This is a genomic window from Zobellia galactanivorans (assembly GCF_000973105.1).
Taxonomy (GTDB): Bacteria; Bacteroidota; Bacteroidia; order Flavobacteriales; family Flavobacteriaceae; genus Zobellia; species Zobellia galactanivorans.
On sequence record NC_015844.1, the window covers coordinates 1,285,749 to 1,307,458 of the forward strand.

A 21,710-nucleotide genomic window follows, 5' to 3' on the forward strand; every position below is an offset into this window, starting at 1 on the left:
TTTAATAGGAAAAGAAATTAGTTAAACAATATTTACTTCGAGAAAGGGTAAAAATGATATTCGACTTGTGAAATCAAATTGAAACGTTGAAGTAAAATCTAGTGAAGAATTGCTTAACGGAGAACTACTGGAAGAGTAGCCTATTTTTACTATTTATCTTGTTCGTGGGATTCAATTTTCATATCCAGAACAGTGACAAATATAGGTCAAATATTCCGACTGACCTAATTATCCTACATAAATGATTTTTTTAACCTACTCATTTACAGCCAACAATAAGACAAGAACCCCGCACCACAAACGGATGGCCCTAGTTTCACTTCCCATTATTATTTTTCACTTTCTTGCCTTGCCTCTTTCTAAAAACAGCCTAAACTACCTCGGGGCAAGCCCGCAAAACATTAAAAGGAATACATCTCGATTATCGAGTAAAAAACGAACTTTCACGGATTGGGCCCCATCCTTTTATTTTCCTTTTAAACAGAAAATAGGGTATTGAAACTCCCCTATAAAATCTACTCCTATTGACCAAGGAAATCCCAGTTTGCCAATAAGGAAATATCCCTCCCCTTTCTATAGCTAGTTATAAGTCCTAATGGGATTTTTACTATATTCCCCTACCCATGCCATGCGGACCAAAACCAACGCAGACAAGAAAAACATCGTTCTTACCCCAAAACAAAGACCTTGTGCTAAACAAACCCTCGATTATGGAATTTATATCGGACTTTTTAAACAGCGAAAAAACACTATATCTTTTCGCGGGAATAATCGGCACGGCTTCGGTGGTGCTCGGTCTGCTCTTCCTCATATTCTCCGGTCAGAAGAGTTTTGCTACGACCATGATCGTCATCGGGCTTTTGGAAATGGCCGCCATGTTTCCTAATTACCTGAAATATTCACAAAAAATAGAGGATAAGATATCCACCTACGAAAATAATCACACCGAATTCCTTAAAGCGGAATCCGTAGCGACCCAAAAGGCCTTAAAATCGTTCTTCTGGCTTAAACTGATCTACGGAATCTTAATTGTGGCATTGGTCGTGACCATGTCCTTCCTAGCATCAAAATCGATCTTGTTCGGTATCTTTACGGCCCTTATCCTGCATTTGGGTTTTGCCATTGCCATTGACAGTTTCGGGGAAAAATATACCGATACCTATTTGGAGCATTTGGCCACAGCCTTGAAATAGACCGAAGCCCTTCTCCTTTTTTATAAAACCTTATGACATCCTGTAATTCACAAACAACTCTACTACTCTTTTAAAAAATAGAGGTCCAAAACCCCGTACTTCGCGTTTCTCCCCTAGCCTAAATTAGGTAAATGTGCTATCTTCAATTCCAAACTCCCCCTTTACCAATCGGTCTTAGGGAGGAAGCCTTATATACAGTCAAGAAATATTTGTCAAACCATTTACGCATAAAAAAACGATACCTTGACCATGACGAAAAAACTTCCAAAAGAGCTGGTGGAACTCATACAGAGGGACTATGATAACATTGCGGGCATGGTAGTTCTAAAAGACGGTAAAATGGCCTATGAAAGCTACTTTCACGGATACGCCCCGAACGATACGGTTCATATCGCATCGGTGACCAAAAGTGTATTGTCCATTCTCATAGGCATCGCCATAGACAAGGGCTTTATCGCTAGTGTCGATCAAAATATCTTGGATTTTTTTCCGGAATACACCCTCAAAAAAAGGGAGAAAACCATCCAAAAAATAAAGCTTAGGCACTTGCTTACCATGACCGCGCCCTTCAAATTCAAATACGAACCCTATACCAAAGTGTATTCGAGCGACGATTGGACAAAGGCCGTATTGGATCTATTGGGAGGAAAAACTTTAAGCGGTGATTTTAAATACACCACCGTAGGGCTACAGGTATTATCAGGAATACTCGCAAACGCCACACAAACCTCCGTACTCGATTTCGCCACGGAACACCTGTTCAAGCCCCTGAACATCAAAACGCCCCCTAACGTAAGCATCCATAATAAGGAAGAACATTTTGCCTTCCTCAAAGATAGATTTGTCAAAGGTTGGGTCATCGACCCCAAAGGGGTCAATACAGCGGGTTGGGGACTGGCCCTAAACACACGCGACATGGCAAAAATTGGCCAACTCTACCTCAACAAAGGCCAGTGGCAAAACCGAGAGATCGTATCCGAAGAATGGGTAGAAACAAGCACCAAAACACATAGTCGCTGGAAAGAGCGACACTATGGTTATCTCTGGTGGATTATTGATGGGGCCGAAAACCCTTGCTTTGCGGCCATTGGTGATGGCGGAAACATCATTTACGTGAGCCCGGAAAAGAAAACGGTCGTGGCCATAAGCTCCCGTTTTATGCCCCGTGCCAAAGACAGGATCGAATTCATTCAGCAACGGCTTCTTCCCCAACTCGAAATATAAAATCAGGACTTCCTTCCTGTTCCCGTAACCATCGGTCCGCCCGATGGTTTTTTATTTCCCTACCTAAACCGCCTTCCCATAAAAAAGCATAGCCCGCATGATGCAATCCCATTAAAACATTACGCTTTTCGGTCAAGCCTTTGAAAAGCCTAAGGCTAATTTTACCACGCTCAGGTTTGCAGACCCTACCTGAGCCTAAACCTTATGACAGCTACAGATTCTGAAAAAAGATTTAAACTCAAGCACTTGCCACGGCTTATTGTAGATACCTACAAGGCTTGGGAGGCCGATGACCCCTTTCGGCTGAGTGCCATTATCGCCTACTATGCGGTGCTTTCCTTGCCCGGACTTTTAGTGATTATCGTGAATCTGGTAGGTTCGGTCTGGGGTACGGAAATCGTTCAAGGTGAGCTCACCCAAGAAATATCGAGTGCCCTAGGGCGTGATGCCGCCGAGGCCATACAGTCGATGATGATCGAAACCCAAAACAAAGACCGCAGTACCATTGCCAGCATTCTAGGTATAGGAACCCTGGTATTTGGGGCCACCGGGGTTTTCTACCACTTGCAATTATCGCTTAACCAGATTTGGGAGGTCGACCCCAAACCCGATTCCAATTTTATAAAAATGCTTATCGATAGGGCCCGAAGCTTCGCATTTATTCTCGCCATAGGGTTTTTGTTGCTTATCAGCTTTTTGGTCACCGCTGCCATTTCGGCCCTCAACGGATACATCCGCAGTATCTTGCCCGACGTTATTGTTTACATTGCCTATATTCTTGATTTTGCCGTTTCCGTAGGAATCATTACCGTGCTCTTTGCCTTGATTTTCCGTTATCTTCCAGATACGAAAATACGCTGGAAAACGGTCTGGATAGGCGCCCTTATCACCGCTGTTCTCTTTGTTCTGGGCAAGTCGCTCTTAGGCTATTATTTTGGCGAGGCAGACCCAGGCTCTACCTATGGCGCGGCGGGTACCATAGTGCTGATTCTTCTATGGGTTTCCTACTCCTGCTTGATCCTTTTCTTCGGGGCCGAATTCACATGGGTCTATGCCAGACGATATGGGCATGGGGTGCCCAAGGAGTCTTCCGAAAAGCTGGTCGAATAATCCTCTTCACCAGCAGACGGTTATAGTCAATATTTTTTTTGATGTGATCAAGCCCTTACGCCCCGAATCGGAACCTTTGTAACACTTTAACTTTCAATTTAAAAACATAAAAAAATGAACATAGATAATAAAGTTGTCATCATCACCGGAGCTTCAAGTGGAATAGGGGAAGCTACCGCCCTTAAACTATCGGAAGAAGGTGCCAAGCTTGTACTTACCGCACGACGGGAAGACCGACTCAAAGACCTACAGAAGAAAATTGAGGAAAGGGGCGGTGAAGCCTTGATCATCACAGGTGACGTTACCAAAAAATCGGATTACGAAAAACTGGTCGAAAAAACGCTGGGCAAATTTAAAACGATTGATGTCCTTATCAATAACGCGGGTCTAATGCCGCTCTCTTACGTTGAAAAATTAAAGACGGACGAATGGGAGAAGATGGTAGACGTAAACATCAAAGGTGTATTGAACGGTGTAGCGGCCGTACTTCCAACCATGATCGAAAACAAAGGAGGAAGCATCATCAATATATCTTCGAGTGCGGCCCACAATTACTTCCCGGGCGGGGCCGTCTATTGCGCCACAAAATCGGCCGTAAAAATGTTTTCCGAAGGCCTTAGACAAGAACTTGCCCCTAAATATGGTATTAACGTAACCTCTATTGAACCCGGCGCGGTCGCTACTGAACTCACCGATACCATAACCGACGAGGATATCAAGGAAACCTTTAAGGAGATGCAAAAAATGACCTTTTTAGAAGCGAAAGACATTGCCGAGGCCATTCACTACGCCTTGACACAACCTGCCAGGGCCAATATCAACGATGTCTATATCATGCCTACAGAGCAACAAAAATAGAATGGCCCATTTGATTTGAAACGGATTATTCACTTATAAAACGCACAAAATGGACATACCTAGCATAAAGAACGAAGACCGATACGAGGCGCTGAGGGACAAGGGGTACAGCAAAGAAAAATCAGCGAGGATAGCCAATTCTAGCCACCCCGGAAAGAAAGGCGGAAAAGCAAAGCCATATGAAGAACGGACCAAAGAGGAGCTTTACGAACAAGCCAAAAATGTAAACATTGAGGGCCGTTCGAAAATGAGCAAGTCAGAGCTCATCCATGCCCTTCGGAACAATTAGTAGGCCGCCCGGTCATTTCCCATTTTAACTATGCCCTATGAAATCGATACATCCAAAAGTCATTCGCCAAATTTTCGTGCTATTGCTTATAGTACTTATAGGCGGACTCATTTTTAAAGAAATGGCGCCCTATTTTTCAGGGGTTCTAGGGGCTATTACGCTCTACGTCTTACTAAAAAAGCCCATGGCCCGACTGATCAAAAAGGGCTGGAAACCCAATCTTGCGGCGGGCCTTTTGATGTTCGCCTCGGTCATCGTCATCTTAATACCGGTTTCCGGTGCGGTGCTCATGTTGGGAAACAAAGTGAGCCAAACGGTCAAAAATTCAGAAAAAGTGGTAAAAGCCGTAAAGTCACAACTGGAAAACCTAGAGCGCTATGTCGGCTACGACCTGTCGTCGCAAATTGACGTTTCGGCCGTATCGGGATGGCTCTCCGACAACCTACAGGGACTGGCCGGCAGTACCTTCACCTCGGTTATCGCTATTGGCATCATGTATTTCATTCTTTACTTTATGCTAACGAACCGCAAGGAAATGCGAGAGTCGCTCTATGAATACATTCCGATCAGCACGGACAATTTAAAAACCATTGGCAGTAAAATAAGACAGATGGTACGTGCCAATGCCCTTGGCATTCCCTTAGTGGCGATTGCCCAAGGGGTTGTGGCCTTAATAGGCTTCCTCATTTTCGGTATCGAAAACCCATTTTTTTGGGCGGCCATCGTAGCCATAGGGTCAATGATACCCTTCGTAGGCAATATGTTGGGCACGCTGCCCGTATTCATACTGACCTTATCGAACGGAGACACTTTTCAGGCTTGGGGTATTCTAATTTACGGCATCGTTGTGGTAGGTTCTACAGACAATATCATCCGATTGTACATCCTCCGGAAATTAGATGATGTCCATCCCCTAATAACCTTGATCGGGGTACTTATCGGTATTCCCCTTTTCGGCTTTATCGGATTGATCTTCGGCCCACTATTTGTCAGCCTCTTTCTTATCATCGTTCAAATCTATAAACAAGAATACGGCAAAGAGATAAGTCACGACGAGCCTTGACATTTAAAACCTTAACCTAAAAATCGGGAAAGGGCATAAGAGCAGAAACCCCAGAGCACTAGCAGTTTTATAGCATTAACAATAAGCCTAATCGGGCTAAGTACTTTTTGAAAGTATCCCTAATATAACATGATGCTGGCTATAGAACATTTTTTAGCTCGGCTCGACCAAGAGCTATCAAAAATTATAACCTAAAAGAAAATACTATGCAAATTATCTATGAGTATCACGATGTATCGGCCAGTCAACGTTTAGAGGGCTTGGCCAAGGAAAAACTCGAAAAGCTTGAAAAGAAATACGATTTCGTACATCGCGCCGATGTGTTTTTCAAGACTGAGAACCGAAGCGACGACTACGGTATGTTCTGCGATATCCGTTTGAGCATGCCCGGACCACGCATCTTCGCTTCCTCCAATGCCGAGACCTTTGATACGGCCTTGAACGAGACCGTTCGCGACCTAGAACACCAACTGCGAAAAATAAAAGAGAAGATGTCGGAACACTAAACCGATGTCTCACAATGTAAAACCTTTAAAGAACGAATATGAAACCCACATCGCTTATTGGCATTGCCTCGGCACTGGCCAGCAGTAGAAAACTCAAACTTGCCTTGGTAGGAATGCAATTTGCCTACTTGGGATACAAACTCATACAGAGCAAAGAATCAGGCAAGGGAAGGAAAAAGAGAAAAAAACTTAAAGGCTAATTAATCTGGCCCTGTACCTCTGGTTCAAGGCCGAACAAAAAAATGACTTGGGAAATAACCTTAATGTTTTGTGTATTACTGGTGACGGTAATCCTATTTGTGTTCGAGGTTTTTCCGGTCGATAAGATTGCCTTTTTGATTATCGTTTCCCTTACCCTGTTGGGTTTGGTGAAACCTGAGGAAGCCATTAGCGGTTTTTCCAACAGCGCCACCATAGCCGTTCTTGCCTTAATGATTCTTGCCATTGCCCTAGAAGAGAATGGCGTCATCAATTGGCTGGCATCGGGCATGGGCCGGATCAAGGGCTTCCCCCTTTATGTCATGGCCCCTCTCTTTATGTTCGTAACCGCGGGCATATCGGCCTTTATCAGCACTACTGCCGTCGTTATTGTTTTTATTAAAATAGTAAACCAGCTCTCGGAAAAATACAATGTACCCCAAAGCAAATTGCTGTTGCCCATATCTTTTGCGGGTATTCTAGGAGGTTCTTGCACCCTTATGGGCACCTCTACCAACTTGATCGTAAATTCTGTGGCGACCGACCTAGGCGCTGAAAAACTGGGATTTTTTGAATTCTCCCTCTTGGGATCTATTTTTCTCATCATCTCAATGGTTTACCTCACGCTTACCCTACACTGGCTGCCTTGGGGAAAAACAAAAAATATTGACGAGGACTATAACCTCGATAATTATGTGACCCATGTGCATATCAATGCCGATTCGCAATTGGTCGGAAAGACCGTTCAAGAAAGTTTTCTATTTGAAAACCCCGATGTTACGCTCCTTAAATTGACCCGAAACCATAGAGTCCACAATTCCCCGGGAAAGTACATCACCTTTAAGGCGGGTGACGAACTGCTCCTGATGTGCGACCTAGAGAACCTATCGCGGATAAATGCATCGGAAAACCTCAGCCTGAACGAGAAACAACATATTACCGCATCAACATTTGACGAAATCGGCCCAAAAGAAGCCCAGGAAAAGGAAGGTGAGCTCGAGGCACGGGTTTTTGTTGAACTCCTTATGCTTCCCGGGGCCCAATTTTTAGGTAAGACCTTAGGTGTGCTTAGGAGTTCCATGATACAAGATATTATTCCTATTGCCATAAAAAAAAGAAAAACCCTGACCAACCTAAAGGAGAGGTTGGTCCGTAGCAGCATGAACAAATTGGTTTTAAAGGTAGGCGATCGCCTGCTCTTGGAAACCTCTAGGGAGAAGCTAGAAACACTGAGCACCATGGAGAACGTTTTACTGCTCGAAGAATTTGACAGTGTACGATCGAGCTCTAAGTTCAAACGATATTTCTCCTTGGCCGTACTCCTTTTGGTCATAGGTCTGGCAGCTTCCGGTATACTATCTATTATGGTCAGTGCCCTTACGGGGGTCTGCATCCTACTACTGACCAAAAATTTGGACTTGTCTACGGTTTACAAAAAGGTAAACTGGCAGATTTTCTTTCTATTGGCCGGTATGATTCCTTTAGGTACGGCTATGCACAACACGGGGGCGGATGTTTTTATTTCGGAAGGACTTTTAAAATTTCTATTTGACCAACCCGGATATGTGGTCATAGGTACACTCTTCTTTTCTACAATGATATTAAGTGCCGTAATAAGCAACAATGCTACGGCCATTATTATGACCCCTATATCCATAGCCGTGGCACAGGGAATGCAATACGACTTCAAACCTTTTATCCTGGCGGTTATGTTCGCTGCCAATTTTAGCTTTTTCACCCCCGTAGGATACCAGACCAACACACTTATATATAGCCTAGGAAACTATAGGTTTAGCCATTTTTTAATCATTGGTGGCCTTTTGAGCCTTATTCTGGCGGTAGTGGCTTCCCTTTTATTAACCAATATGTTATAAGAATATGAATTATGGAAAGTAAATTCTCAGTAGAAAATTCAATCGGTAAATTATGGGGCAAATTAGACGGATGGCTCGATGCCATTATCCTAAAGCTTCCGAACATCGTAATGGCCATTTTCATTATGGTCTTGTTCTATTTTATAGCCCGGGGCATACGTAAGCTATTGTTAAAGTTTTTGTTAAAGCGTATCAGCCAACAATCCATTCAAGATATTATTGCGCGCTTTGTTTTCTTAACCGTAATTTTAATCGGCTTCTTCATCGCCTTGGGCGTACTCGAGCTTGACAAGGTCCTTACCAGCATTCTTGCAGGTGCCGGGGTCGTCGGCCTAGCTATCGGCTTGGCATTGCAAGGGACATTGAGCAACACTTTTGGGGGACTCATTCTTTCCTTTATGCCGAAAATAAATATTGACGACTTTATTGAGAGTGACGGTATTAAAGGGTTCGTCTCGGAAATAAGCCTTCGCAATATTGTCGTCCGTCAACCCGATAACAATTACGTGATCATACCCAACTCTAAATTTATTGACGGGTCTTTTAAAAACTATTCCCTCAGCGAAAGAAGTCGTATTGCGGTCAATTGTGGTGTAGGATACGAGAGTAAGCTTCAGGAGGTAGAGCACTTGGTAATGAAGATTATCGGTGAAAACTTTCCCCAGAAAAAAAATGAATCGGTAGAATTTTTCTTTACCGAATTCGGGGATAGCTCTATTAATTTTATGGTCCGCTTTTGGATCGATATGAAAGGAGCCAAGCAAGAACTCGAAGCCAGACATGAAGCCGTAAAACTGATCAAGTATCATTTTGACGCCAAAGACATCAATATTCCCTTCCCCATCCGCACCTTGGATTTCGGAAAGAATAGCCTGAACATGAACGCCAATACGATCAAAGCGGAGTCTTAGGACCGGCGAACAGAAAAACAACGAGGCCAAATTACCCTATTGTTCAACATACACTCATACACTTAAAGTGAATTCATGAAATCGAACGAAATAGCCCAAGGAATTCTAAAAGCGATCGCCGCGGTATGCGGCTTTCTACTTCTTTTATTCCTGATCTACGAACTACAGTCAATAGTGGCCTACCTGGTTATTTCGGCCGTATTGGCCCTGATAGGGAGACCTGTTGTAACCCTACTGAAGACCCGCTTGAGAATACCGAATACCATGGCCGTTATTTTTACCATGCTGATTTTGACCGCGCTTTTCGGCGGAATCATCACCTTGCTCGTACCCCTACTTACCGAACAGGGCAAAAACCTGTACCTATTCGATTTTGGCATCATCCAAGCTGAATTCGACAAACTATACCTTATGGTTTCCGAGTATTTTGGTACGACCAAAAAAGTGGTTGAAGACTTGGTAGAAGACGCTGCCTTGGATAAAAATTCGGTCAATGACCTCGGGAAAGATTTGGTACCCTCATTTATCAAATCGATTTTACAGGTATTGGACAATATTGGGATCGGAATGTTTTCCGTACTTTTCATTTCCTTTTTCTTCCTTAGGGACAGTAATATGATAGAAAGGTCCATCTTGCTATCGGTGCCGGACGCCCATAGGGAAAAGACCCTCAATTCCCTAACGAAGATCAAAAACCTGCTCTCGCGATACTTTGTCGGACTTTTGATTCAACTCTTCATCTTATTCTCCCTGTATGCCATTACCCTGATCTTGGTGGGCTTGGAGAATGCCGTTCTCATAGCTTTTATGTGCGCCCTGTTTAATATCATTCCGTATTTGGGCCCTATGATAGGCGCTACGATTATGGTGATGTTTACCGTTACCAGCAATCCCGGCCTAGATTTTAGCACCATTATTCTACCCAAGGTAGGATATGTACTTCTTGGGGTGACAATCGGCCAGCTTATCGATAATTTTTTCTCCCAACCCATTATCTTTAGTAATAGCGTAAAGTCGCATCCCCTTGAAATATTCTTGGTAATACTCTGTGCCGGCCTGCTCTTCGGTATTGTGGGCATGATGCTGGCCGTACCCGCATATACGGTAATAAAAGTGGTCTTGAAACAAGTCGTCTCTAAAAACAAAATAGTTACGGCCCTAACTAAAGGGCTGTAACTATTCTATCTATTTTACTCCAAACGTTCTAAGGTCGTACCTAAATTTAAAAAGCCACTCCCGATGCCACAAGGGCCACGATCAAAAGCACCAAAATGGCGACAATGATGAAAAACCCTTTTATAGTGATTCCGTTCTTTTGAAAGATGTACGACTCCTTTGGGTCGTGGGCTTCCTTGGCCAATTCGGTCTCCTCCTTCTCTACTTTTTTATCCTCTACTTTATTTTCCATACTTATTTTCCTTTTTTTCGATTTGTCAATAGCCTATTCAAACGATGGAAAACCCTTTGAATATTCAGGTTTTAGCCCTCGATTTGTTTCAATATACAGCGATTTTTTGCTTTAAAAAGCGCTTTTACCAAAACGGTCAAACTAATAATCGATTGAGCCCAAAGCCGATATACGATTTGGGATATCTTTAAACTGAACTGTATAGACAACCCTTTTTCACCCACGGACCGATGACCAAAGCGAAATTATTAAGCCAACTATTAAAAGCTCCCGAATTGGCCATCGAAAACCTCGACTTGGTCTATGTAGACCACGGTAAGCTGTCGATATCCCGGCTTCGAAAGGGAGAGGGGTTTACCTATATATACAATCAAAAGCCCCTTACCGACCCCAAGGAACTGAAGCGCATTACAAGCCTTGTTTTACCACCTGCATGGGAAGACGTACAGATTACCCACCTATCCAATGGCCACCTTCAAGCCGTAGGCAAAGACCTTAAAAAAAGGAAGCAATACCGCTACCACCCGACTTGGGTAAAAATCAGAAAGCAGACCAAGTTTTATAAAATGGCCCTATTCGGAAAAAAGTTGCCGGTCATCAGGGCCCAGGTAGAAAAAGACCTCTCGTTAAAAGAATGGTCAAAGGCCAAAGTGGTGGCCCTGATCATAAAGTTGATGGATGAAACCCACATACGCATCGGCAACGAGCAATATGCCAAACGCAACAAATCGTACGGACTTTCTACCATGCGCAAAAAACATATTGAAGTTTTTAAAAACAATATCAAGTTCGAGTTCGTGGGAAAAAAAGGCAAGAAGCACTCGGTTACGGTACGCAACAAAAAATTAATGCGCCTTATCAGTCGTTGTGAAGACATACCGGGTTGGGAACTTTTTCAGTATTACGATGAAGCGGGCAAAAAACAATCAGTAGACAGTGCTATGGTCAATGAATACCTGCACGAGATCAGCGGTGAGTTTTTTACCGCCAAGGATTTTAGGACTTGGGCCGCTTCGGTGGTTTTTTTCGATACCCTTTTAGACCTGGGCCTAGCGGAAACCCAAAAGGAAACCCAAAAAAACCTGCTCATGGGTTTTGATGCCGCCGCTGCGGCCCTAGGTAATACCAGAAATGTATGTCGCAAATATTACGTGCATCCGGTTTTGCCTACTTCCTATGAAGACGGGTCCATAAAAAAATACTTCGACAAGACCCATAAAAGCGATTCTCAATCGGAACATTTTTCCACTTCCGAAATGGTCATACTCGAACTCTTTGAACAGTACACTCCCCAATTTTAACACGGATCTTTATTTTACTTCACATTGAATTACAAATAGATACCCTTTGAACGCCGCATTTACGGATTGCATCAAGAATTGATTTTTTCAGGTAAAGGCCCGCAAGAACATCTCCTTAATTTTACTATCAGTTAACAAGATGTCATGCGGCACACATCCCCCAGAAACAAGTTGCCGTTCATTTAAACAGATACTATTATGAGCACATATAGCGAAGAAGTACAGACTAAATTGAATAACATATTGGAGAAAACGTACGATGCGGAAAAAGGCTTTAAAAAAGCGGCCGAACACGCCAAGAGCACGGATTTAAAAACCTTTTTTAAGCGCAAGGCCGATGAACGTTATAGCTTCGGTCACGATTTAAAAACGGAGATTGTACGTTACGGACAAGATTTTGAAAAGGGCGGAAGCACCGCTGGAGCTATGCACCGCAGCTGGATGGACGTAAAAGCTTGGTTTAGCGCAGACAATGACGAAGCCATGCTAGAGGAAGCTATTACCGGTGAAAAGGCGGCTATAGACGAGTACAAGGAAGTATTGAAGGAAGTTTCCCTGCCTACCTCGACCACTACGCTACTCACCCAGCAGATGAACAAGATCAGTACCGATCTAAACAATATCAAAAGAGTGGAAGACGCGCTATAAGCGTGGTAAAGACCAAAATAAAAAGGGATGCGTTTGTATCCCTTTTTTACATTTTACAAACCATTGATAAGCTAGACATGTACAACAAATTATCTATCAGGGCAGACCGGGAGCGGATCGAGCAAGCCTATGGTGCCCACTTTCGATTTCCCGACATCTATAAGCCCCGACCTATTGTAAACGGACTCGAGGAGAGTACCGTTCCCATAATTACCTCAAGGCAGCAAAAAACCATTATCACCTCTATTTGGGGCCTATTGCCCAAGAAATTCCAAGGCGATTGGGCCGTATTTCAAAAACACGTAAATACCCTTTCGGTACCTTGGACTTCCTTATACTCAAAACCGTGGTATGCCCAGACCGAAGAAACGGAAAGATGCCTTTTGATCGTAACGGGCTTTTTCACCACTTTCGTTCATGAAGGCGAACCCCTCTTTTTCCATATGGCCCAAGAATCGGGCAAACCCTTTTGTCTTGCCGGAATTTGCAACGAACTCGAAGACGGCTTTGTCACCAGCGCCCTCATCACCCGAAAGGCCTACGGCTCATTTTCCGAAGTGCATAACATCGATGATCAAATGCCGGTTTTGATACCGGATCATCAACGCAGGGAATGGCTGGAAGATAAGATATCGGTGAACGAAGTAGACCTATCGGCTACCCTCACGTTGACCGCCGAAGCGGTTGCTGAAGATTATCTTTACGACATGCATTCCGATGCCTATGGCGACCTCCCCCATTTAAAGGAAGAAGATTTTCTGCCGACTTCCCTAAGCGAGCTGTTGTACCAGAACAACATTTACCTAGACGAGAACTAAGTCCTACCCCCTTGTATTTAAGCGTAGTACGCCCCACACCCTTGTTGTTTTAAGGCAAAATCAAAATTTATAGTGTCAACCCGAACGGTGACTATCCCCCATCTTTGTATCATAGAAGTCGGATAAGTACGACACTAAGAATTACTAATCTAAAACCACATATTATGTTACGCTGGACAGTCACTTTTGTAATACTGGCAATCATTGCCGCTATATTCGGATTTGGAGGAATCGCAGCTGGAGCTGCAAGCATCGCCAAAGTCTTGTTCTTTATTTTTCTCATCCTTTTCGTGATCTCTTTGTTCACTGGAAAGAAGACCGTATAACCTATATTAATCTATAAAATCGAAACATATGAAACGTACACTATATATCATGCTAATGATCATAATGACCACATCTTTCACTACCCTGACAAGTTGCAGGGAAGAGCATAAAGATACCGGTGATAAGATAGAGGATGCCATTGACGATACAGGAGATGCCATTGAAGAAGGCGCCGAAGATGTTGAAGACGGTATCGAAGATGCTGTAGACGACAATTAGAATAAGTTTGGTTGGTTGTTAAAGCGGGAGCTCTCCCTTGGGGAGGCTCCCGCTTTTTTTTGGGTCTTGCCCAAATAGTATTTCCGAGGATCATTTAACCGACACCTATATTATCACAGTCGACAAGGGCTCCGAAAAACTAAGTGAATACAACGGTAATCAAAAAAATCTTCAATTTGCACTTTTCCTTCCCATCGAAAATTAAATAGCTTAATTTTTAAAATAAAGTACATATCTTTCCTATTCATAAAATTCATTGACCGTTACCCTATGACTCTCTTTGTGAAATATGATTTTAACCTGGCATGCAAGACACTTTTAAAGGAACATCTTGATGCTTTTGGTATTTCATACACCTTGGGCAGTCTGGGGGAAGTCCATATAAAAGGGAAGCTTCCCGAAGAACAAAGACAAGCGCTCGCCAGTTCGTTAAAGCGATATGGAATTGAAATCTTAGACGACCAAAAGATTACCTTGGTGGAACGGATCAAAAATGCCATTGACGAACTCTTAAAGGACGAAAAGCTAAAATCCGTCAAAGTATCCTCGTATTTGGCCGACACCTTAAATTATTCCTATGCCCATCTCTCCTCCATTTTTTCGGAGAGTACCTATACTTCCATTGAAAATTACATTATTTTGCGCAAAGTAGACCTCGCCAAGGAACTGATCTGTAATACGGACCTGACCCTTACGGAAATTGCCTTTCAATTGAATTATAGCAGTGTGGCCCATTTATCTGGGCAGTTTAAAAAGACCACCGGCCTTACCCCTAGCACATTTCAAAGGATTATGGCGAAAAAGACGAATTATACGACCCCTTCGGGAACTTAAATTTTACTCATGAGCAACAAACTGTTAAACATTGTACTTGCCGATGATGATGAAGATGATAGAATGCTTTTCAGTGAAGCCATTGAAGAAATCGCTATCAAGACCCAATTGACCTGCTTCAAGCACGGACAGGAATTGATGGAGCATTTGAACACGCCCAATATCGCATTGCCCAACCTCATCTTCCTTGACCTCAACATGCCTATCAAAAACGGCATGCAATGCCTTAAGGAAATCAAAAGCAATCCGGCCTTGCGAGACCTTTGCATTGCCATATATTCAACTTCTTCCTCTGAAAAAGATATCGAGGAAACCTTTTTAAATGGGGCAAATATTTATCTGAATAAGCCCAACAACTTTGTTAAATTGCAAGATTCGGTTGAACGTATATTGCAGCTTAATTGGCAGTACCATACGTCAAACCTAAACAAAGATACTTTTCTGTTCCGCATATAGACTTTATGGATTTCAAACGAATATATCAATCTTCAAAGACCTACATTGTATTACTGATTATCTCCTTCGCCATCATTTTATTTACGGCGAACATGGCCTATTATCAGATCATGCGTATGCAAGACCTTGCGGAAAAGGTGGCCCACACCCTTCAGGTGAACAATGCCATAAGTGAGCTCAGCGCCCATTATACCCAAGCCGAGTCTGAGGAGTTTAGAAAGCAGTTGAAAACCGTAGATACGAATGATGCCCTTTTCAATAGCTATAAGGAAGACGGCACCAAGATACTCGACACCCTAAGAAAATTGACCGCCAGCGATTCATCGCAGCAGATTAGGTTGGCCCCGATGCAATTGCTTCTAGATACGCTGTACGAAGACCTTTATAATTTGTCGAAAGAACCTACGGCAAATTCCGACACCCTGAGTTTGGAGGATGCCGAAAAATTGCAAAAGAACAACATCAACTTTACCCTTTATCGTATTCGGAACATCAAGAACCAAATGCTGGCCGAAGAGCGTTTGTCCATAAAGAATGCCCGAAGTGAATACGACACCAATAAATACCTGGCCCCGCTAACATCGCTCTTCTTGGCTTTCTTTGCTTTATTGGTCTTTGTCTTGGCCTTCTTTAAAATTTACCGGAACAAATTGCGCATTCGGAGGTCAGAAGGTTTTCTGCGTAGCGTTTTGGCCACCACCGATAACATCGTCAATTATTACGAACCCATATTCGATACCCAGAAAAAAATAATCGATTTTAAGATCAGCTTTGCCAACGAATGCAACCGCGACTACCTAGGGCTCGACCCAGATGAAATCATAGGCGAGCGCATTTCAAAGGTTTTTCCGTTTCTAATGTTGGACGGCGAATTCGAAAAACTGGTAACCTGTTACACCGAGAAAAAAAAGATAACGCTCGACAGACAAATTTTGGGCCCTAACCAACGACTATGGTTTAAATCGATCATTACCCCATTGGCCGATGGCATTATGGTTACCGCACGCAATTCAACCGCCGAAGAAAAAGCAAAGGAAGAGCAGTTACTGCTCAACCAACAGCTGGAAGAACAAAACCTAGAGTTGTTGGATCACCGGGCCTTTCTCAACAATATCTTTAAAAGCATCTCCCATGTGGTCATGAACTTTGAATCGGTAAGGGATGGTTCCGGCGCCATAATCGATTTTAAAATACTGTTCATCAACGATAAGATTACCCCGATTACGGGAGACCTGCCCCAGGAAATCATCAACAAGAACATTTCGAGCGTCTTCCCTACCATATTTGAAACGGAAATCTTCGGCTATCTAAAAGAGGTAGTCAACTCGGGAAAACCTACTTCCTACGAAGTACCCTATGAGGTAGACGGAAAGACCAAATGGTTCAGTGCCCGGGCCATTAAACTAGGCGATGGCATTACGCTTACCACCCGGGAGATTACCGAAGAAAAGGAAAAGACCGACGAACTGCTGCACCTGAACACACAGTTAGAGACCCAGAATTCCATTTTTATCGATGCGGAAAACGTTGCCAATATCGGTAGTTACATTTGGTATCTCGATAACGGTGAAGCTACCATATCCGACAACTTCTATCGCATTTTGGGCTATGAGCCCAATGCCTTTAAAATCAACTACGACAGCTACCGTAGGTTTGTTCATCCCGATGACCGCGAGATGTACGACCAATTGGGCAAGGAAACCTCGGAACACGGCCAATCACAGGTAAACGGCTACCGCATCATCACCAAGCAGGGCGATATAAAACATATTGAACTGAACGGGCGTAGTATGATCCGAAACGGAAGAAAAGCCTCGGTGGGGGTCGTTCTCGACGTAACCGAAGAAAAAGAAAAAACAAATCGGGTGGCGGCGCTCAACCAAGAACTCTCCATTCAGAACTCCATACTTACCGATGCCGAGCGCATTGCCAAAATTGGAAGTTTTATATGGCACGTAGGTACCGATGAAATTGAAATCTCCGATAACTTTTATCGTATGATAGGTTTTGAGCCCAAAGGTTTTAAATCGTCATTAAAGGCGTTTCGTAAGTTCATCCATCCCGAAGATGTAAAGATGTTCGACGAAAACATCGAAAATTCAACAAAGGAACTAAAGGTCAAGGAACACCGGTACCGTATTATCACCACCGAGGGAGAAGTAAAACATTTTGAAGTCAACGGACAATTAATCGAGAAAAACAATACGTCGGTCATGCTAGGGGTGGCCCAAGATATTACCCAAAACATCGCGGCCGAAGAAAAACTACGGGCGAGCAACCTACAATTACAACATTCCAATGCCGAACTGGAATCGTTCAACCGGGTAGCCAGCCACGACCTTCAGGAGCCCTTGCGAAAGACACAGATGTTCATATCGCGCCTAGAGAGCACCGAGGCCGAAAACCTATCAGAAAAGGGACGCATTTACTTTCAAAAAGTTGTCAATGCCGCCTCGCGTATGCAATCGCTCGTATTGAACCTGCTCACCTACTCCCGCATCGATTCAAAACATGAGGATTTCGACCTCATCGACCTTAACGAAGTGCTGAAAAAAGTAAAAGAAGACCTTTCCTCCAATATCACCGATACCGGCGCCCTGATCAAGAGCGAAGACCTCCCCTCCATAAAAGGGGTGTCGTACCAGTTGGAACAACTCTTCAACAACCTCATCTCAAATGCCCTTAAATATAGGGCCGTCGAGGCGGTCCCCACTATTACCATTCAGGCCGAAAAAGTACATTCCAAACAAATTCCCGAGAATTTCTTTAAGACGGCCAACACCTATTATAAGATTACCGTAATCGACAACGGTATCGGCTTCTCTTCCGAACACGCTGAAAAAATATTCGAAGTATTTCAGCGACTCCACCAAAAATCGGAATATTCGGGTACGGGAATCGGACTCGCCATTTGTAAAAAGATTATTGAAAATCACCATGGCTTTATCTATGCCACTAGTGAACTAGGAAAAGGTTCCGCCTTTATTTTTTACCTTCCGGCCTAACCCGTAAGCTCCCATTTTTTGTTTTCCACCCCGGCCTACATATCTCCTTACTTGACTTAAAACCGAGTAAGGACGACACTCCCTACCCTTCGTTTTAGACCATTTTAACGCATTTTTTGACCAAAACCCACAATTGTATAACACAATGCAGTAATTGTGTAAGAGGCTAGGCTCCCTCTCATCCGATATTTGTAACAGTTAAACAATTGAACTGGTCCTTATGAAAAATTTAATGGAAAAAGTATCCGAACAACTGGCCAAAGTAGGCCGCGTACGATCGATTCATGAGTTCTCCGCTAATGGAGCAACATCCGACCATTTCAATATGGGGGCATCCCGAACGGAACAACACCCCCAAGGATAATCAATTTCAACCAAAAGAAATTAACAACCTTAAAAAAGAACACTATGACAACTATCACCTTATCATCCGCAGCTATTAAAAATATGTTCGAACAACTTCACCACAACTTTGGGGGGTCGCTTTCGGTAAACGTAAAAGAACATATCCTAACCCTTGACAATGAGCTAGGACGAGGACACATTAGGGGAATTACCTTTAAAGGAGGAATTTCTTACCTAGAATTCGATATGGAATTTTCGGAAGACGTAACCTTAAGAACCGGCACGGACAAGAACGCCCCTATATGCTTTGCTTACTGCTCCGAAGGACGTATCGAGCACAGTTTTAACAACGAGAGCGAAAGACATACCTTGGAGAATTTCCAAACCGGAATATTGACCAATGAGAGCAATGCCGTAAATACCTTATACTTTAGAAAGGATGTTCGGGTCAACACCTCATTGATCGTTGTTAAGACCGTTGGGGCCGAACAGACCGAAAAACGAAACGGATTGAACTATAGGCTTCAAGAACGTATCTTAAAGGGAAAGACCGCAGAGAACACCATCTATATCGGTTCGTACAACCTAAAGATTGCCGATCAAATCAAACAATTGAAGGCCATTAAGCAACAGGGCATCGTGCGCAGCCTTCTTATAGAGGGATTGGTACATATGATTTTGGCCCTAGAGGTTCAACAACACACGGACGACCTTAAGAACCAAGAGAACCAGACCGGAAGCCTGAACACCAGGGAAATGGAATCGGTGAGGGAGATTTCCAGTTTTGTACACAACTATCCCGAGAGACAACTGTCCATTGCAGAGCTTTGTCGTAAATCAGGACTCTCACCTTGTAAATTGCAAGAAGGTTTTAAACTCATGCACGGTACTACGGTAACCGACTACATCCGCGAGGTACGGATCATAAAAGCCGAAGAGCTGATCAAAAACACCGACCTCAACATTTCAGAGGTGGTCTATAGCATTGGTTTTACCAGCCGTAGCTACTTCTCTAAAATTTTCAGGAACAAATACAACTGTAGCCCTAAACAATACAAAGACAAGCAAAACATGATGGCCGTATCGGCATAATAAATTCGCTTATATAGTTTGGTTGTTGATAAGAACCGGCACATAACGTGCCGGTTTTTTTATGCATAACAACCCTAGGCTCACTTTAGGCAATGGGAAACTTAAGGTAATACTCCCTTATATCAAGAGGTGTGCCCCAAAGGAAGATAGATAAAGTGAAATATAGCCGTATAACGATGTGATGCCCTCTTTCGGGGGCCATGCCACACGGCCTATTATCAAAATAGATTCACAGAATTAAAAATGGGGATGGCCAAGAAATGGACTAAGCGTCGTTTATGGCCTTTTTGTTGAGTCGGGTTTCGGCCAGTTTCTCTAAAACGTTATCGGCATCGTACTCTTCGTTCAAGGTTTCTTGCAAGGTCTTTGCGATTTGTCGGTAGCCCAATTCCTTGGCGAAGCGCACCACGGTACCATAACCGGAAATCTCATAGTGCTGTACCCTTTGGATTTCCGCGATCAAGCCAACGTCCATGAGCTCATCGCCCTCGGCCTGCCCAATAAACTGTTTCGTTTCCTTGATCAGTCCTTTCATCGCCTGGCACGTTTCACCACTTGGCGTAATGTTCAATTCGCGGCAAATATTTTCAATTCTGCTCTTTTGCTCCTTGGTTTCCTCCAAATGGTTTTCGAAAGCCTGCTTCAACCGCTTGTCATTAGCGTGTTCCACTATATCGGGAAGTGCCGCCAACAATTGGATTTCGGCACTGTACAAATCTTTAAGTTTATGCTCGAATAAGTCGTTCAACGTCTTCATATTCCTTCTCTTTTCAAATTAATACTACTTATTTGCAAGCCTAAAAATAAGCAAGGTAGCCATAGAAAATTGACCTGATTAAAGAAAAAAGTGCTGTAATACAACCAGGTCACCCCGTTCCTATTCCCTACTTTTTTAGGGATAAAGAATATATTTTTCAGGTCAACAAATACCTCATTTCCATAGTACATTGCCTATGAACCTAAAAACAACATCATGGAAGTTAAAGAAGCACAAAAAGCCGAAATAGGTATAAAAAAATCAAACCGTGAGGCTGTAGTCAAAATGCTCCGTCAGTTATTGGCCGATGAATTTTTACTCTATACCAAGACCCGCAATGCCCACTGGAACGTTGAGGGCATAGATTTTCACACCAAGCACGTATTCTTTGAAGAAGAGTACGGAAAACTGGAAACCTTTATAGACGAGGTAGCCGAGCGTATCCGCATGCTAGGGTTTTATTCCCCGGGCACATTAAAAGAATTTTTAGAGTTGTCAAATTTAGATGAGAACAAGCCCGACCAAACCGACAGCGCCAGCTTTATGACCGTATTGCTGAAAGACCACGACAAGGTCATCAAATTCATCAGGGAAAGTATTGGCGATAATGCCGAGGCCCATAACGACGAAGGTACCGCGGATTTCATTACAGGAATCCTTCAGGCCCACGAACAAATGGCTTGGATGCTAAGGGCCTCCTTAAAACAGTTCGATTAAAACCGATCAATCAACAAACAAAGAACGGCGATAATATCGCCGTTTTTTATGTTTTTACAACCCATACCTTACCTAGTATCCGGGGGCATGGTAATCAAGACCTTCATCCGTTTCCAAAACAATATGGCCGTCTTATTGGAATGTACCGACAAATCGGCCAATAGCAGCAAATTTCTCTTGAACTGTTCGTACTCGTTCTTATTGAGCTCGTTATCGTCTATGGGATAATAGACCATTCCCCAGTTCGGGAAATTCCGTTCTTCCGTTTCGCCTTCCGACAACAGGTAAACACCGGTATGCCGAGAATCTTGTTTGATATTTTCAAAAAGCGCTTGCACTTTTTCCTTTTCCCCTTCTAAGATTTGAATAAACTTTCGCTTGTAGAAAATGAGGCAACCTGTCAATCCATTGTCCTTATTAAAATTTATAGCCGTCTCTAAGATGGCTTCGATGTCGGCACTTGAAAGCCCTTTGATCGCTTTTGACTCGTAAGTAAGTGTATACATTTCTAAAATAGAATGGGGATGATTATTTTGCCCATGACCCTAGTCCATGGT

At 43.3% G+C, this 21,710-nt stretch carries 25 protein-coding genes; 22 read left to right on the top strand and 3 right to left on the bottom strand.

The window, feature by feature from the left end; genetic code table 11:
- Positions 1-710 precede the first annotated feature (710 nt).
- The 11 genes from ZOBGAL_RS05030 to ZOBGAL_RS05075 all read left to right on the top strand — a co-directional run bounded on the left by ZOBGAL_RS05030 (position 711) and on the right by ZOBGAL_RS05075 (position 10,402).
- Positions 711-1,193, top strand: a complete 483-nt coding sequence (locus ZOBGAL_RS05030) for a hypothetical protein (RefSeq protein WP_013992436.1) — start codon at positions 711-713, stop codon at positions 1,191-1,193.
- Between the two features lie 249 nt (positions 1,194-1,442).
- A complete protein-coding gene (locus ZOBGAL_RS05035) occupies positions 1,443-2,417 on the top strand; it encodes a serine hydrolase domain-containing protein (RefSeq protein WP_013992437.1) in 975 nt (324 codons plus the stop codon).
- 204 nt (positions 2,418-2,621) lie between these two features.
- On the top strand, positions 2,622-3,527 hold the full coding sequence (locus ZOBGAL_RS05040) for a YihY/virulence factor BrkB family protein (protein WP_013992438.1): 906 nt from the start codon (positions 2,622-2,624) through the stop codon (positions 3,525-3,527).
- A gap of 114 nt (positions 3,528-3,641) precedes the next feature.
- Positions 3,642-4,385, top strand: coding sequence for an SDR family oxidoreductase (locus tag ZOBGAL_RS05045; RefSeq protein ID WP_013992439.1), 744 nt, complete (start codon positions 3,642-3,644; stop codon positions 4,383-4,385).
- A 49-nt stretch (positions 4,386-4,434) separates the two neighbouring features.
- Entirely contained in the window at positions 4,435-4,674 is a 240-nt protein-coding gene (locus tag ZOBGAL_RS05050; RefSeq protein ID WP_013992440.1) for a DUF7218 family protein, read from the top strand.
- 37 nt (positions 4,675-4,711) lie between these two features.
- The gene (locus tag ZOBGAL_RS05055) at positions 4,712-5,737 is read left to right on the top strand and encodes an AI-2E family transporter (protein ID WP_013992441.1); all 1,026 of its coding nucleotides are present in this window, start codon (positions 4,712-4,714) and stop codon (positions 5,735-5,737) included.
- A gap of 206 nt (positions 5,738-5,943) precedes the next feature.
- Positions 5,944-6,243, top strand: coding sequence for a ribosome hibernation-promoting factor, HPF/YfiA family (gene hpf / locus ZOBGAL_RS05060; protein WP_013992442.1), 300 nt, complete (start codon positions 5,944-5,946; stop codon positions 6,241-6,243).
- Between the two features lie 38 nt (positions 6,244-6,281).
- Positions 6,282-6,443, top strand: coding sequence for a hypothetical protein (locus ZOBGAL_RS23520; protein WP_013992443.1), 162 nt, complete (start codon positions 6,282-6,284; stop codon positions 6,441-6,443).
- A gap of 42 nt (positions 6,444-6,485) precedes the next feature.
- A complete protein-coding gene (locus ZOBGAL_RS05065; RefSeq protein WP_046287357.1) occupies positions 6,486-8,315 on the top strand; it encodes an SLC13 family permease in 1,830 nt (609 codons plus the stop codon).
- Positions 8,316-8,326: 11 nt separating this feature from the next.
- On the top strand, positions 8,327-9,226 hold the full coding sequence (locus ZOBGAL_RS05070; RefSeq protein ID WP_013992445.1) for a mechanosensitive ion channel family protein: 900 nt from the start codon (positions 8,327-8,329) through the stop codon (positions 9,224-9,226).
- Positions 9,227-9,301: 75 nt separating this feature from the next.
- Positions 9,302-10,402, top strand: a complete 1,101-nt coding sequence (locus tag ZOBGAL_RS05075; RefSeq protein ID WP_013992446.1) for an AI-2E family transporter — start codon at positions 9,302-9,304, stop codon at positions 10,400-10,402.
- A gap of 46 nt (positions 10,403-10,448) precedes the next feature.
- Here ZOBGAL_RS05075 and ZOBGAL_RS05080 read toward each other — a convergent pair whose 3' ends face one another.
- The gene (locus ZOBGAL_RS05080) at positions 10,449-10,634 is read right to left on the bottom strand and encodes a hypothetical protein (protein ID WP_013992447.1); all 186 of its coding nucleotides are present in this window, start codon (positions 10,632-10,634) and stop codon (positions 10,449-10,451) included.
- Positions 10,635-10,864: 230 nt separating this feature from the next.
- Between ZOBGAL_RS05080 and ZOBGAL_RS05085 the strand changes: the two genes are divergently transcribed.
- The 10 genes from ZOBGAL_RS05085 to ZOBGAL_RS05125 all read left to right on the top strand — a co-directional run bounded on the left by ZOBGAL_RS05085 (position 10,865) and on the right by ZOBGAL_RS05125 (position 19,679).
- Positions 10,865-11,935 carry a DNA topoisomerase IB gene (locus ZOBGAL_RS05085; RefSeq protein ID WP_013992449.1) on the top strand — a complete coding sequence of 357 codons (1,071 nt, stop codon included), beginning with the start codon at positions 10,865-10,867 and terminating at the stop codon, positions 11,933-11,935.
- A 198-nt stretch (positions 11,936-12,133) separates the two neighbouring features.
- Positions 12,134-12,583 carry a ferritin-like domain-containing protein gene (locus ZOBGAL_RS05090; protein WP_013992450.1) on the top strand — a complete coding sequence of 150 codons (450 nt, stop codon included), beginning with the start codon at positions 12,134-12,136 and terminating at the stop codon, positions 12,581-12,583.
- A gap of 77 nt (positions 12,584-12,660) precedes the next feature.
- Positions 12,661-13,401, top strand: coding sequence for an SOS response-associated peptidase family protein (locus ZOBGAL_RS05095; protein WP_123772311.1), 741 nt, complete (start codon positions 12,661-12,663; stop codon positions 13,399-13,401).
- Between the two features lie 164 nt (positions 13,402-13,565).
- The gene (locus tag ZOBGAL_RS23025; RefSeq protein WP_013992452.1) at positions 13,566-13,727 is read left to right on the top strand and encodes a DUF1328 family protein; all 162 of its coding nucleotides are present in this window, start codon (positions 13,566-13,568) and stop codon (positions 13,725-13,727) included.
- Between the two features lie 28 nt (positions 13,728-13,755).
- Positions 13,756-13,947 carry a hypothetical protein gene (locus ZOBGAL_RS05105; protein WP_013992453.1) on the top strand — a complete coding sequence of 64 codons (192 nt, stop codon included), beginning with the start codon at positions 13,756-13,758 and terminating at the stop codon, positions 13,945-13,947.
- 270 nt (positions 13,948-14,217) lie between these two features.
- Positions 14,218-14,781, top strand: a complete 564-nt coding sequence (locus ZOBGAL_RS05110; RefSeq protein WP_013992454.1) for a helix-turn-helix domain-containing protein — start codon at positions 14,218-14,220, stop codon at positions 14,779-14,781.
- Positions 14,782-14,790: 9 nt separating this feature from the next.
- Positions 14,791-15,237, top strand: coding sequence for a response regulator (locus tag ZOBGAL_RS05115; protein ID WP_013992455.1), 447 nt, complete (start codon positions 14,791-14,793; stop codon positions 15,235-15,237).
- Between the two features lie 5 nt (positions 15,238-15,242).
- Positions 15,243-18,242 (top strand): PAS domain-containing protein, encoded by a 3,000-nt coding sequence (locus ZOBGAL_RS05120; protein WP_013992456.1) that lies wholly within the window; start codon positions 15,243-15,245, stop codon positions 18,240-18,242.
- 220 nt (positions 18,243-18,462) lie between these two features.
- Entirely contained in the window at positions 18,463-18,606 is a 144-nt protein-coding gene (locus tag ZOBGAL_RS23525; RefSeq protein ID WP_158499718.1) for a hypothetical protein, read from the top strand.
- 44 nt (positions 18,607-18,650) lie between these two features.
- The gene (locus ZOBGAL_RS05125; RefSeq protein WP_013992458.1) at positions 18,651-19,679 is read left to right on the top strand and encodes a helix-turn-helix domain-containing protein; all 1,029 of its coding nucleotides are present in this window, start codon (positions 18,651-18,653) and stop codon (positions 19,677-19,679) included.
- A gap of 265 nt (positions 19,680-19,944) precedes the next feature.
- On the opposite strand, the gene ZOBGAL_RS05130 is transcribed toward ZOBGAL_RS05125, so the two are convergent.
- A complete protein-coding gene (locus ZOBGAL_RS05130; protein ID WP_013992459.1) occupies positions 19,945-20,436 on the bottom strand; it encodes a YciE/YciF ferroxidase family protein in 492 nt (163 codons plus the stop codon).
- 216 nt (positions 20,437-20,652) lie between these two features.
- Here ZOBGAL_RS05130 and ZOBGAL_RS05140 point away from each other — a divergent pair, with 216 nt between their 5' ends.
- Positions 20,653-21,153 (top strand): Dps family protein, encoded by a 501-nt coding sequence (locus ZOBGAL_RS05140; protein WP_013992461.1) that lies wholly within the window; start codon positions 20,653-20,655, stop codon positions 21,151-21,153.
- A 68-nt stretch (positions 21,154-21,221) separates the two neighbouring features.
- On the opposite strand, the gene ZOBGAL_RS05145 is transcribed toward ZOBGAL_RS05140, so the two are convergent.
- Complete coding sequence (locus tag ZOBGAL_RS05145) at positions 21,222-21,659, bottom strand: BLUF domain-containing protein (RefSeq protein WP_013992462.1); 438 nt, start codon at positions 21,657-21,659, stop codon at positions 21,222-21,224.
- Positions 21,660-21,710 lie beyond the last annotated feature (51 nt).